The sequence below is a fragment of the Aquibacillus salsiterrae genome (genome assembly GCF_028416595.1).
Classification (GTDB): domain Bacteria; phylum Bacillota; class Bacilli; order Bacillales; family Amphibacillaceae; genus Aquibacillus_A; species Aquibacillus_A salsiterrae.
Window position 1 is genome coordinate 1 of record NZ_JAMQKC010000038.1, and the last position, 12,690, is coordinate 12,690.

General features: G+C 36.7%; 16 protein-coding genes and 1 pseudogene. 15 read left to right on the forward strand and 2 right to left on the reverse strand.

All coding sequences use genetic code 11. From position 1 onward, the window contains the following. The first annotated feature begins 134 nt into the window (after positions 1-134). The 3 genes from NC799_RS17495 (at position 135) to NC799_RS17505 (ending at position 882) form a co-directional block, all read left to right on the forward strand. Positions 135-497, forward strand: coding sequence for a hypothetical protein (locus NC799_RS17495; protein ID WP_272447720.1), 363 nt, complete (start codon positions 135-137; stop codon positions 495-497). Positions 498-506: 9 nt separating this feature from the next. Further along, positions 507-635, forward strand: coding sequence for a hypothetical protein (locus tag NC799_RS17500; RefSeq protein ID WP_272447724.1), 129 nt, complete (start codon positions 507-509; stop codon positions 633-635). 139 nt (positions 636-774) lie between these two features. Continuing rightward, a complete protein-coding gene (locus NC799_RS17505; protein WP_272447725.1) occupies positions 775-882 on the forward strand; it encodes a putative holin-like toxin in 108 nt (35 codons plus the stop codon). A 713-nt stretch (positions 883-1,595) separates the two neighbouring features. Here NC799_RS17505 and NC799_RS17510 read toward each other — a convergent pair. Beyond that, positions 1,596-1,880 (reverse strand): transposase, encoded by a 285-nt coding sequence (locus NC799_RS17510; protein ID WP_417006706.1) that lies wholly within the window; start codon positions 1,878-1,880, stop codon positions 1,596-1,598. Between NC799_RS17510 and NC799_RS17515 the strand changes: the two genes are divergently transcribed. The 11 genes and pseudogenes from NC799_RS17515 to NC799_RS17565 all read left to right on the forward strand — a co-directional run bounded on the left by NC799_RS17515 (position 1,852) and on the right by NC799_RS17565 (position 11,654). Beyond that, positions 1,852-2,046 carry an SPOR domain-containing protein gene (locus NC799_RS17515; RefSeq protein WP_272447727.1) on the forward strand — a complete coding sequence of 65 codons (195 nt, stop codon included), beginning with the start codon at positions 1,852-1,854 and terminating at the stop codon, positions 2,044-2,046. The two genes, NC799_RS17510 and NC799_RS17515, sit on opposite strands and share 29 nt — an antisense overlap. A 145-nt stretch (positions 2,047-2,191) precedes the next feature. Further along, a complete protein-coding gene (locus NC799_RS17520) occupies positions 2,192-2,500 on the forward strand; it encodes a hypothetical protein (RefSeq protein WP_272447729.1) in 309 nt (102 codons plus the stop codon). 710 nt (positions 2,501-3,210) lie between these two features. Further along, on the forward strand, positions 3,211-3,615 hold the full coding sequence (locus NC799_RS17525; protein ID WP_272447730.1) for a transposase: 405 nt from the start codon (positions 3,211-3,213) through the stop codon (positions 3,613-3,615). A 173-nt stretch (positions 3,616-3,788) separates the two neighbouring features. Next, positions 3,789-5,324: a YifB family Mg chelatase-like AAA ATPase gene (locus NC799_RS17530; RefSeq protein WP_272447731.1), complete on the forward strand. Its 1,536-nt coding sequence runs from the start codon at positions 3,789-3,791 to the stop codon at positions 5,322-5,324. Positions 5,325-5,524: 200 nt separating this feature from the next. After that, on the forward strand, positions 5,525-5,671 hold the full coding sequence (locus NC799_RS17535) for a hypothetical protein (RefSeq protein WP_272447733.1): 147 nt from the start codon (positions 5,525-5,527) through the stop codon (positions 5,669-5,671). A gap of 324 nt (positions 5,672-5,995) precedes the next feature. After that, on the forward strand, positions 5,996-6,958 hold the full coding sequence (locus NC799_RS17540; protein ID WP_272447734.1) for an AAA family ATPase: 963 nt from the start codon (positions 5,996-5,998) through the stop codon (positions 6,956-6,958). 7 nt (positions 6,959-6,965) lie between these two features. Then, the gene (locus NC799_RS17545; protein ID WP_272447736.1) at positions 6,966-9,509 is read left to right on the forward strand and encodes a S8 family peptidase; all 2,544 of its coding nucleotides are present in this window, start codon (positions 6,966-6,968) and stop codon (positions 9,507-9,509) included. Between the two features lie 172 nt (positions 9,510-9,681). After that, positions 9,682-10,296: pseudogene (locus tag NC799_RS17550) on the forward strand (ATP-binding protein); the annotation flags it as partial. Positions 10,297-10,331: 35 nt separating this feature from the next. After that, positions 10,332-10,901, forward strand: coding sequence for a transposase (locus tag NC799_RS17555; RefSeq protein WP_417006705.1), 570 nt, complete (start codon positions 10,332-10,334; stop codon positions 10,899-10,901). 202 nt (positions 10,902-11,103) lie between these two features. Then, positions 11,104-11,370 (forward strand): hypothetical protein, encoded by a 267-nt coding sequence (locus tag NC799_RS17560; protein ID WP_272445694.1) that lies wholly within the window; start codon positions 11,104-11,106, stop codon positions 11,368-11,370. Next, the gene (locus NC799_RS17565) at positions 11,370-11,654 is read left to right on the forward strand and encodes a hypothetical protein (RefSeq protein WP_272447738.1); all 285 of its coding nucleotides are present in this window, start codon (positions 11,370-11,372) and stop codon (positions 11,652-11,654) included. Before NC799_RS17560 ends, NC799_RS17565 begins: the two co-directional genes overlap by 1 nt. Before the next feature lie 85 nt (positions 11,655-11,739). Here the strand turns inward: NC799_RS17565 and NC799_RS17570 are convergent, their stop codons facing one another. Then, positions 11,740-12,111, reverse strand: a complete 372-nt coding sequence (locus NC799_RS17570; RefSeq protein ID WP_272447740.1) for a transposase — start codon at positions 12,109-12,111, stop codon at positions 11,740-11,742. 303 nt (positions 12,112-12,414) lie between these two features. On the opposite strand from NC799_RS17570, the gene NC799_RS17575 reads away from it, so the two are divergent. Next, positions 12,415-12,627: a hypothetical protein gene (locus NC799_RS17575; RefSeq protein WP_272447742.1), complete on the forward strand. Its 213-nt coding sequence runs from the start codon at positions 12,415-12,417 to the stop codon at positions 12,625-12,627. The last annotated feature ends 63 nt before the right edge of the window (positions 12,628-12,690 follow it).

Sequence of the window (12,690 nt, forward strand, 5' to 3'; positions counted from 1 at the left end):
TAATTAAGATAAGGAGAAGTAAGTTTTATTAGTTTAGTTGGAATCTTCTTGAATAAGTTTTGTCTCAACTCTGCCAAATAATTCACCGAGATCAAGTTCTAATACTGCTCGCAGTTTGATAAGTGTTTCAATAGTTGGGAAACTTAAGGTTTGAAGATGTAAGAATACTTTTCTATTATGCAGCTATTATAGAAAAATTTCCTTTGGAAAATACCAAGGAAAGTGTTGAAATAGAGGGATTTGCACAACAAATATACAATAAATTGGAGAGATTGTATTTAGTTAAGTCGGCTAAGACTTGGAATGCACTCCAAAATGGCCCCGAGTCACTGAATGAAGATGAAAAGCAGGCTGAGTTAACAACATATGGAAAAGAGTTTATCAAATTTATATCAATAGACTTTGATGAAGGTAGATACAATGAAAGGATAGCAAACTTTAAAAAGCTTGATGAGGATGAAAAAGTATCAAATAGTATTACTGCCAGGTTTGGGTGATTCGTCAGATTGGAATTAGAAAATCGGTACCGGGCTATGGTGTCAGGCACCGCATATGGACATGGGAAACCAGTACCACAAGAAAGGGCAAAGCGGAAATTGTTTGGTTTTTGGCAACTACTTTCGGTAGGGAACTGATTCAAATGGTTAGGGAAAGAAAAAATCGGCACTATGTTTTTTATTATAGATTTATTACTTAGGTATTGTTACAATCATTATAGCAAACTACATAAAGCAAGGTGGCTGCTGAACTCCCTATAGAAAGGGGGGGAGGTTTATGACGACATACGAAGCATTCAGTTTAATAGCGCAATTTAGCTTAGTGCTAATAGCGATACTAACATTAGTTGTAACGATTGTCGTCTTTCTTAACAAAAAGAAATAGCCACCTCTGCTCGCCAAAGTAAGGTAGCTATTTCCAATACAGTATTTCACTTAGGTTAGCCGCCATCTATGCGGCATGTATGTTGCTACTTGACTGGGCGTTCGAAGCGGCCAGTCTTTTTATTATATTTCCATTATACATAAAATTATACATAAGCGTCAAATAGCCCAAACCTAAAAATCACGGTGCCTGCGTGATCTTGGTGTCAGGCACCACAAAAAGACAAAGTGGTCGGTATCGGTACCAGGTACCTAAAAAAGACAAAAGAATCTAGGTGTCAGACCCTGTCGAAAGGCAATTGTTCTCGGAATGAAGACACATTCCCTGATTACGGCCACTGAAATGTACCATATCTGATATAGTTTTTACCACCGAATGACAAAGAATGTACCAGTAAATGCCATGCGTTTATCACTATATCCCTTTGTATAATTAATGGGCACACCTGTGGGGTGTATTTTTTGTGTTTGTCTAGTATACATCATTAATTAGCTGGTATCTTAGTACTGCAGCTATTCCCCCAACCGTGGTTGAACTCCCCGTGGCTATGTGGTCAGACCTATAGTCATCAAGTTAATGTAATAATTACTCCCTGTTTTTGCTTTTCCAGGGAGTAATTATGTGGTGAACTGGCTATCTGCTTAAATTCATACATGCTAAAAAGACCTAGGGAATAGGCTTTTTTAAAATATTAGAATTTTCGTCTTATGAAGCTAGACCAAAATTTTGGTTATGACAACACCCAAAATATCAAAAATTGATTTTTTTCCATAACGGTGGAGTGCTTCTCTAATTTGAAATGCTAAAGTTGAACTGATTAACAGAGAGATCAGTGTTCCATACAGATGACACTCAAAACGCTCTACTTTCATTCTTTTCACTTCGTGAATCTTCAATAGTGATTTCCATGTTTTAAACAGTATCTTTACCTGCCATCGCAAAGAATAAAAAGAATGAATTTCTTCCTTTGTGACGTATTCATTGGTATTGAGTTGGATTAACGTAGGTGCTTTAACCGTCTTTACTCAATCGTCTAAGTCGGAAAGGGGAACCAATAAATACTACCAAGTCCAAGTTGGAGCCTTTTCTAGGAAAGAGAATGCGGAAGAATTGCTGGGAAAAGTAAAGAGAGCCGGATTTGAAGGATACATTAAGTTTGAATGAACAGATAAGTTGTACTTTTTGTAATTAGTATTATGGTAAGAAATCGTTTATAATATATGAAATGGAATTGACGTGAAAAAGCTGAAGAAAAAACAATTAATTTCTGAAAATAAAGAGTTATAATAAGGAGAAGGAGGTGTCCTTCATGAAGATATACGTAAAGAATGATGATGGGAAAATGTATGAAGCATTGAAGATAGATGAGAACACCTATACATTTAAAGCAGAAAATAAAACTTTTGAGCTTTCCCTTACAGAATCTGAAGAGGTTAATGATTTTAGTGTATTAACAGAAAAACAGAAGAAGAACATGACAAAAGCGATTTTTTCTAATGAAGATGTTTTAGAACAATTAAGAGATGCCAGAAAAAATAGAGATACTGATTTTTCTTATTATAGTGGGGATGAAATGGAATTCGATAAATTGGTAGATGAAGTAAACAGTGACAGATAAAGAAATCCGTTATGAAGTCATCTGAGGACAAAAGGCTAGAGTGAAATTAGCTGAAATGAAACCATTTAAAATTGATCCCAAGATGGTGTTCCGAAATTCAAAAAGTATCTTATCTGTAAAACCACGTGAAAAAGCTGATGACGTTGCAGATTACCCTGATTTTGAATTCAATGGTTATTATTGGATATACATTAATAATGTCATAGTGGTTTATGACGTACTTGAAGAGTGAAAGAAAGGTATTGGTTGATGCTTGTTATTCTGCTTTAACAGGTTTTACTCTACAAAGATTTTATGGAGAACATGATACAGATCCACTATAGGTTGCGCAGCACTTCTGTAAAAAGAGGTGCTTTTTTTAGTGACCATGATTGTGGCTATGGTGTCAGATCCTGTCGAAAGACATTTGCTCTTGATATGAAGACGGTGTTGGGGAAGTTATGTATGAGGAAATACAAAATGAAATTCTTTGTTAAATAATAGAATCGGTACCAGGTACCGAAAAAAGACAAAATGGTGTCTTGTCTTTTAGAAGTGGACACTTGATTAGAATATTAAATAAATGGGTTTCTAATAAATTTGAGGGGAGAAGCAGGAAGTTAGAGTTTGTTGGAGAATAATTATATTTATTGAAAAGCTCTACTTCCTCCTTTCCTCTATATATTTAATGTAAATAGTTTCCCACTTTTGTAATAGAGGAGGTGCTAATAATGCCTCGTAAAAAGCGAATTTGGTTTCCGGGTGCTCGATTTCATATTACCAGTCGTGGAATTCGAAGGACCTCTTTGTTTCATGATGATGAAGACCGTCTGACGTACTTAAGGTTTTTAGTAGATACACAACAAATAAAGCCTTTCCTACTGAATACATATTGTCTCATGACAAACCACGTACATCTCCAGATTCAGTTTTCTAGCCACCCTCCATCAGTCATCTTACACAATCTTCATCTCAATTATGCAAAATACTTTAATCAAAAATATCATTACACTGGTCATGTCTTTGAAAGTCGCTACGGATCAGAACTGTTAAGCACAATTGAATATGAGTTAGAGGTAAACAAATATATTCATTTAAACCCGATACGTGCTAATATGGTTGTCCGATCTAAGTGAATACAAATGGAGCAGTTATCATAGTTATATCCAACCAGGTACTTCTTCCTTGGTTGATACAGATAGAATCTTCACATTCTTTCCTGAACCTAAGGTAGAGAATTATATTAAGTTTTTAAATACAAAAGTGACAAGTAATCAATCAGAAATAAACATAAGTAGAGGTGAATGAGTTGGTTACAAGAATATCTAGTATTGGTCTGCGTGGTATGGAGGGATACCGAATACAAGTGGAAGTGCATGTGATAGAAGGTCCTCCATCTTTCATAATTATTGGATTGCCAGACCTTGCTGTTAAAGAATCGCGGGAACGTGTTTTGAGCTCCCTTATATTAATGGGGTGCAATGTGTCGAATGAAAAAGTGATTGTGCAATTGTCTCCACCGGAACAACGGAAAATGGGCCCGTTTTTTGATATCGCTATTGCATTGGGGGTCATGAAAGAAAAAGGCAAGACGAAAGCAAACTTTGATGAAAATACCGCCTTTGTTGGATCGCTAAGGCTTGATGGTGCTGTCCAGTCGGTTGATGGTTTGCTACCTAGTTTACTTGCAGCTACCAGACTGGGCTTTAAAGAGATTTATGTTCCAGCTGCATTGGAAACTCCAATCAAAAACATTCCCTCGCTTCGAGTTATCCCTGTCCATCATTTAGATGATTGCCTTGCCCATTTGGAAGGACAACCTACCTTATCTATATTTGATACCCAATCTAATACGAGTTCCCAGACTGAAGTAGTGCCAGAGTTTCACCATGATTTTTCCAAAATTATCGGCCAAGAAAGAGCGAAGCGGGCTCTAGTGATTGCTGCTAGTGGTAATCACCATTTGTTCATGTCTGGTCCACCAGGCTGTGGTAAGACGTTGCTTGCCGAAACGTACCCTAGCATCTTACCTCAGCTATCAGATGAAGAGTACCTAGAGATGCTCAGTGTCTATCAAATATCAAGTACAAACCCACCGCCAAGGTCTCGTCTTCCTTTTCGGTCCCCACACCATTCTTCGTCCTATGTTTCGCTTGTTGGTGGTGGCAGTAGTCCAAAGCCAGGTGAAGCGTCTTTAGCGCATCATGGGGTGCTTTTTCTAGACGAGCTGCCGGAATTCACGAAAAAAACGTTGGACATGCTGCGTGAACCACTGGAAAGCGGAAAGGTTCATATTAGTCGTGCACAGGGAACTGTAACCTACCCGGCACGATTTCAGCTAATCTCTGCGATGAATCCATGCCCATGTGGGTATTATGGTGCGAAGAATCGTTACTGTACGTGTAGCCCTAGGGAAATCCAAAAGTATCATAACCGGATTTCAGGACCGTTGCTCGATCGGTTTGATATTTTCTTGCCATTGGTTCCTGTGTCACTTGAGCATGGCAAGAATGAAGGCCCAACATCTATGGAGCTAAGACAGCAGGTAGTTGAAGCGCGACGAATTCAATCTGAACGTTACGGGGGAACAGTGACAAACGCAACTGCCTCCTTAGATACCCTTTTGCGGGTTGGCAAGGTGACTAGTAAACAAGTCCAACTGATAGAGCGGCATGCACAAAAAGGGCAATGGAGTAACCGAGTGCAAGTGAAGATTCTTAGATTGGCACGAACAATAGCCGATTTAAATGGGGAAAAGGAGGTTACCGACCAAGCGCTGTGGGAGGCGATGACTTTTCAACGGAGGCCTGTGGCTAAGGGTGATTGGAAGATGTTTGTAATTTGAATTATAAAACTATTGATTACGGACACCCAAATGTACCATTAGTTACACAGTTTTTAAGGTATGGTCACAGTGACGCCTCGAAATTTGTCGAATGTTGATAGATAAGTTGAATGCTAGAATATGATAAACTGAAATAGCAACTGAAACTGAGGGTGGTTGGTTGTTGCTTTTCTTTCCGTATAGGAAAGGAGGTGATGATCATGGAAACATTTCTTGAATTTCTTCGTGAAGTTCTGAATGGAGGCGTGCGTGAAATAGGCGCATATTTCTTTCGGAAATACGTATTAGAAAACAAGAAAACCACCCTACGCCGTCGCAAGCAAAAGGGTGGTTATCAAAAGAAATAAACTTTTATGACAACCACCACCCTGACGGTAGAGGTTGCAGGGGGAAGTGTTTGCGCACTTCCTTTTTTCATTATATACACTAATTATAAAGGTTATAACAATTGATTTCCACTAATAGGAACTATCCAAATGAACTTAGTGATGTAGTTGAGAACCTTGACATTGAGTGATAAAATAAAGAAAGAATTTATGTGTTGTAACAAAATGGAAATTTTAACATACAATATAATTTAAGCAAACTTTACCACTATTTTTGAGGCACAAAAGATGTATGTGCCTTATATTTTTATCATATGCACTTCGAAAGAAAGTAGGTGAATCCGCATGGCAACAATAGAACAGATTAAAGCTTTAATGAGAGCGCATTTCGATAGTAATGAGGAGAAGTTTAAAACTGTTGTTTTGCAAATTGCGGCTCACGAAGCAAAAGTAGGTCATACAGCAAGTGCTCGAGAAATTAAAGAAATTATTCAAAACCCTAAGTATCTAAACAAAAATAAGGTCGTAGCATTAAATAACGGACTAGACATTCTTGAACAGAAGATGACTCATGTTCATTTATCTGATTTAATTGTTTCGGTTGATATAGAAGAGAAAATCAAACGTGTAATCAATGAGTATCACAAAAAAGATCTCCTAAGAAAAAATGGACTTATGAATCGGTCAAAACTTCTACTTGCAGGTGATCCTGGTACAGGAAAAACCATGACTGCTTCGGTTATAGCAAACGAGTTATATTTACCGCTTTATGTAATACAATTTGATCGGTTGATAACGAAATACATGGGGGAAACAAGTGCAAAACTTCGGCAAGTATTTGATCAGATAAAGGAAATTCGAGGGGTATATTTATTTGATGAGTTTGATGCTATAGGGTCAGATAGAAACTTAGATAATGATGTAGGTGAGATGAGAAGAATCTTAAATTCATTTTTACAGAATCTTGAAGATGATGAATCCTATAGTATTATCATCGCAGCAACCAATAACCCGAGTATTTTAGACAATGCTCTATTTAGACGATTTGATGATGTGATGGAATATAAAAATCCTGATATCGAACAAATCACAAGATTACTTAAGATGAAGCTTCATGGCAAAGCATCTAACGATATTTTTACTGAAGATGTGTACAAAGAGGCCAAAGGATTAAATCATGCAGACATTGTTAAAGCGTGTGAGGAAGCAGTTAAGTATTCTATCTTAGAGGATCAGCTGATTACAAAAAACATCCTATTAAATTACATTAAAGATAGGAAGAATTATTATAAATATAAGGAGGCTTAAGCAATAAATGAAACCAGAATTAAGCAACTTATATATTAATCAATCCTCTCAAACAGTTGATTACACACCAATTGTCTCCAACGGCGGAAAAGGTAATTACCCCGTTAGAACTAGTAGACGTAGCCATGCAGAACGATTAGAAGAAAGCTTAAATAAAACGTGGGAAGAAGCTGAAAAACAGCAGGAAACTTTAGGTGCGGTTTCGGTACCTTCTCAACACGGTGTATATTTAGAAATTAAGGGTCAGGCTGGTTATGATCTGATTACTAAAAGCTTAGAGAATACAACGCAAAAGGTTAGGATTTGTAATATAAAAACTGAAGATGATGGTGAGGAGCAGAAAGTTGTAAGCTCCACTGTTTTTGTCCCTGAAAACAAAAGGGATTTTTTTGTTAAGAAATTAAATAAGTACAAAGAAACAGAGAATGAAGAAAAAGTAATTGGAACAATAGAGAGTATTAATCTAGCAATGGTCAATGCTCTTTGGATGAGCGATAAAAATGAATTACCCAACAATACTCCTAAATGGTGTGAAGTGTGGTTAATGTTTGATATGAAAGAAGAAGTGGACACCATTATTGGGGAATTTTTTCAAATTTGCGATGAAAGACAAATCCAGCATAAAAATCAAAAAATAGTATTTCCAGAGAGGGTCGTATTAGGAGTAAGAGCCAATAAGCAGCAATTATCAGAATTGCAATGGTTAAGTTCTAGAATTGCAGAATTCAGAATTATGGTTACCCCAACAAGCTTTTTTGAAGAGCTTTCTGAATTAGATCAAAGAGACTTTGTAAAAGATTTAGTAGAAAGACTAGATGTTTCAGAACAGTCAAATACTTCGGTCTGTTTACTTGATACTGGTGTTAATAATGGTCATGATTTGCTAGCGCCACTTTTAACTGATGAAAATATGCATGCAGTAGATCCTTCAAAAGATGTGTATGACATTGCTAATCATGGTACAAGAATGGCTGGAATAGCATCTTACTTTACACTTGAAGATAAACTTGAAAATACTACTCCTGTTGTAGTTAATCACTTTTTAGAGTCTGTAAAGTTATTTGATCGTAGTGATGATAATCAACGAGAATTATATGGTTATGTTACCGAAAGTGCTATTAGCTTAGCGGAAATACAAAATCCTGAGACTAATAGAGCTATTTGTATGGCTATTACGGCTCCTACCAATACACTTAAAGGTGATGGACGACCTTCCTCATGGTCAGGAGCGATTGATTCTATTATTTCAGGTGCAAATGTAATAGAAGAAACGGATATAAGAAGAAAGCTTATGTTCATTTCTGCAGGAAATACTAGTGTTACAGAGATTAGCGAATCAGGTGATGTAAAAACTGCTGTCATCAACCATGCAATTGAAGATCCTGCACAAGCTTGGAATGCTATTACTGTAGGTGCTTATACAGGCAAATACCAAATACCTGAAGAATTAAGTGGTACATATCAGCCAGTTGTAGAACCTGGATGTTTCTCACCATTTACCTCTAGCTCACTTACGTGGAGTATTAAATGGCCGGTGAAACCGGATATAGTTTTAGAGGGTGGAAATTTAGCTTATGATGAGAGTTCTGATTTTTATACAGAATTACCAGATCTACAACTTTTGACGACAAGTAAAGATGCTGCGACGGGTAAATCATTCGATACAGTTAGTATGACAAGTTCTGCAACAGCACAAGCGGCATGGATGGGTGCAAGTATTCAACATCATTATCCTGAACTATGGCCAGAAACGATAAGGGCTTTGATGATCCATTCAGCTGAATGGACAGATGCAATGAAAAATGCTTGTTTTGAGAATAATCCCCCAAAAAGAATGGATTATAGAAACTTATTGAGAACTTGTGGGTATGGTGTGCCAAATCTTTCGAAAGCACTTTGGAGTGTTTCTAATAGAGTTAACCTTATTATAGAAGATGAAATTCAACCTTTTTATAAGAAGGCTAGTGGAGGCATTACTTCAAAAGAAATGCATATTCATAATATACCTTGGCCAGATGATGTATTACTTAGTCTGGAAGATAAAAATGTAAAGATGCGAGTTACATTGTCTTATTTTATTGAACCAGGTCCTGGAGAAATTGGTTGGAAAGATAAATACCGATATCCTTCTTGTGGCCTGCAGTTTGATGTTAATAATTCAACTGAGGATCAAGATAATTTCTTGAAGAGAATTAATAAGGCTATGCGAGATGATGAAGAAGATAAAGGTGATGTAAAAAACGATAGTAACCGTTGGGTTATCGGGACATCTAATAGAAATGTAGGATCCGTTCATTCAGATATTTGGGAAGGAACAGCAAGTGAATTAAGTCAAAGCAATCAAATAGCTGTTTATCCAATAACGGGATGGTGGAAACTGAGAACGAACTTAAAAAAATATAATTCAAAGATTAGATATTCTTTAATAGTAAGTATTGAGGCACCTGAGACAGAAGTTGATTTATATTCTGTTATAAAAAATAAAATTGAATTTAAAGTTAGTGTTGAAAATCGTACTACTGTATCCACAGAAGTTACTTATAAAAAATAGATAGTGAAGATAATGCCCACTGAACAAGCTAGTACAAGCTGTTTGGTGGGTCTTTTTTTGTGCATAAAATGTTTCCTTTCCTTAATAACAAAATAATGCGTCTTAAATATAGTAGAAACTCGGATAATTCCATCTATATTTTGCGTATTTTTATCCATTCAGCCTCACGGCGTCAATGGCTCATCGCTGCGTACTTTTTCTCGATGAGATTGCAGAATTCTCTAAGAAGACACTTGATATGTTACGCCAACCGCTAGAAACGGGTGAGGTGACGATTAGTAGAGTTCACTCTACCGTGACATATCCTTCTTCATTCATACTCGTGGGCGCGATGAATCCATGTCCGTGCAGATACCTCGGTTCCAGGCACCATTACTGCACTTGTTCACAAAAGCAAATTCAAGCATACCGAAATCGACTATCAGGTCCTATTTATGACCGGATGGATATTCTCCTATCTTTAAAATCGGTCAATGTAAACCAGCCGCAGGAGCAGCAAGAATCCTCTTTAGAAATTCGTAAACGAGTGGAATCAGCACGTCAGCGTCAGTTTGACCGTTATCAAGTAGAAGTGTCCAATGCGAAGGTTCCGTTTGAAACGATGATGGAAACTAGCCCATTGTCAATGGAACAGAAAAAGACACTCACACATGTTTCCGCTAAGCAAAACTGGAGCGACCGCGTCCAAATTAAAATCATTAAACTGGCAAGGACCATTTCTGATTTAGCAGGGGAAGAAAGGATAGCCGATCATGCAATTTGGGAGGCGATGACGCTAAGAAGGTAGGGGCAGAATAGACAACAAGTGATCGCGAGGGAAACATGGTGCCATATAAGAAACGAATTTATATACCAGAGCGATTTTACCATATTGTAAGCAGGGGAAATCGTCGAGATCCCTTGTTTCGAAATGCTAGTGATTTTCAAGCTTTTCTCCATATCATTTACCAAATCTACGCAAAGTACCCCTTTGAAATCGCATCCTATTGCTTAATGAACAACCATTACCACTTACAGCTAAGGTCAAAGGAAATAGCGATCTCGAAGTTAATGGCGCTAATCAATAAGCGGTATGCTAATTATTATAATACAAAATATCGCCTCACAGGTCATGTATACGAAAAACGTTTTTATGACAAAGTGATTGATGACAAAGAAGGAATGCTGGAAGTAAGCCGCTATATTCATCTCAATCCAGTCGAGGCGAAAATGGTTAAGTTGCCAGAATATTATCCCTGGAGTAGCTACATTTATTATAGGAATGGGAATTCATTAGCCCCTTGTTATATGAATAGTTTACTAGATTACTATGAAGGGACAACGACACAGAAACGGGAAAAGTACTGCAACGCGGTATGGTTGAATACAGCCAATGAAATGTACCATCCTTAACATAGTTTTTACCACTTATGACAGAAAGTGTACCAATGAATGACATACTGTTTACTAACTCATACCTTATGCGGTACTTTGGAAATGAGCTAAGATATAAACGTAATCAAAAGAGGAAATATTAGAATAGTTAAGCCGTTTCTTTGAATTCATGGTGTGTGGTATTATGTTTATATAAGTTATTTTATACGGTGGTGATAGTATGGGGAAAGTTCAATCTTCAGAGGAGCTTATGAAGTATATTAATGAAATGAATAGTGATAACTCAGTTGTCCAGTTTTCTATTCCTGGTAAGGGTAAGTTTACTCTTGTTTTACAAGAAGAGGATGAACAGTCAATAAAATCAGATGTTGAGAAGAATCCTCAACTTGAACGTATGTTTAAAGAAAGTGAAGAACAATACAAAAAAGGACTAGGAATTTCAACCGCAGACCTCTTAAAATCATTTTCAGAGAAGGATTTCATGTAATGTCTCGTAATATTACATGGACACCAATTGTAAGGGAAAAGCTTATTGAATTTAGGAGTGAAAGATTTACGCCGGTAGAAACACTCGATTTTATTTCCCAAGTCGTATTAGAAACAGAGGGTGTGTTGAAAAATCCTGTGATCGGGAAGAATTATACAGAGGAATTTGGAAAATATAAAGGAATATCTCGAATTGTAGTAAAGAAGTTTCAATTTTATTTTAAACAAGACGACAATGATGTAATTGTTATTGCGGTATTATTTCCAGGTGAAAATAAATATTAGAGGTTGTTCAAAAAGCACTCAAACAACAAAAAATTCAGCCCAGCAATGTCCACCTGAATTTCCATAAATGGAAATGAAAGTAAATTTATTTTGATGTAGTATAATTAACTGAATATTCGCTAATATTATGCCGAAAAAAGGGCATACTTCCCCCTTGGACATAAATAGCTTTTTTAAACATTAAAACTATGAAATTACGCCAAGCTTGATTTTTGGGGTTTATTAACTGATCACACAACTGCCGAAAGGACGTGATTTCTGGCATCGTAAAGTATAAATAATGCATCCGAAAATATGTCCTCGGATCTACTGGGGGACGGCCGCCATCCTTATATAGTGGTTTGACTTTTTCTAATACAATTAAATCGTCAACATGATCAATGTAATCAATCAGTTCCACATCGAAGCCAAGCGTGTTATAGTAGTGGAAAGGAATTAGGTCCAATTGTAATTCCATGAAAATGCACCTCGCAAATTGGTGTTTTTGGTTGTATTGGCACTTCCATTTTACCATATTTCGCTAAAGGTGCATTTTTTATTTTGGAGAAAAAAAGGGGCTTTTTGAACACGCTCTATAAAAGATTTCGTATTAGATGTAGGAATGTTGCCAAATAATCATAATGGCTTACTTGGCTTGGATATACTCAAAACACATAATTTTATAATTAATTTGGAAAAGCTCGAGTTATTTCCATCTAGGGATTAGATCAATTCTAATCCTTTTTATTTTGCCTAAAATTGATGGGGAGGGAATATGAGAATGAAAGAGTTATGGACGTATTTACAAGTTACAGTTGTTACATTTGGTGGTTGGTTTGGGTGGGCTCTTGGTGGCTTTGATGGATTTTTGTATGGACTTATTGCTTTGGGTACTTGGTGTCAGGCAGAGCGACCGAGCATAGGTTGCAATATAAATGATACCCTAAGGATGTACATAAATGATTGTTTAAAAATGTACAATATGGATGCTTAACCGCATAATATTCTTGAGGTGAATATTGTGCATATCGCAATCATTGTGAATACAGATATCGAA

Bases quoted from the DNA above. Each gene is read 5' to 3' on its own strand.
- NC799_RS17560 (WP_272445694.1), top strand. From the start codon at position 11,104: ATGGGGAAAGTTCAATCTTCAGAGGAGCTTATGAAGTATATTAATGAA.
- NC799_RS17520 (WP_272447729.1), top strand. From the start codon at position 2,192: ATGAAGATATACGTAAAGAATGATGATGGGAAAATGTATGAAGCATTG.
- NC799_RS17555 (WP_417006705.1), top strand. From the start codon at position 10,332: ATGGTGCCATATAAGAAACGAATTTATATACCAGAGCGATTTTACCAT.
- NC799_RS17575 (WP_272447742.1), top strand. From the start codon at position 12,415: ATGAAAGAGTTATGGACGTATTTACAAGTTACAGTTGTTACATTTGGT.
- NC799_RS17565 (WP_272447738.1), top strand. From the start codon at position 11,370: ATGTCTCGTAATATTACATGGACACCAATTGTAAGGGAAAAGCTTATT.
- NC799_RS17505 (WP_272447725.1), top strand. From the start codon at position 775: ATGACGACATACGAAGCATTCAGTTTAATAGCGCAATTTAGCTTAGTG.
- NC799_RS17525 (WP_272447730.1), top strand. From the start codon at position 3,211: ATGCCTCGTAAAAAGCGAATTTGGTTTCCGGGTGCTCGATTTCATATT.
- NC799_RS17540 (WP_272447734.1), top strand. From the start codon at position 5,996: ATGGCAACAATAGAACAGATTAAAGCTTTAATGAGAGCGCATTTCGAT.
- NC799_RS17570 (WP_272447740.1), bottom strand. From the start codon at position 12,111: ATGGAATTACAATTGGACCTAATTCCTTTCCACTACTATAACACGCTT.
- NC799_RS17535 (WP_272447733.1), top strand. From the start codon at position 5,525: ATGGAAACATTTCTTGAATTTCTTCGTGAAGTTCTGAATGGAGGCGTG.
- NC799_RS17545 (WP_272447736.1), top strand. From the start codon at position 6,966: ATGAAACCAGAATTAAGCAACTTATATATTAATCAATCCTCTCAAACA.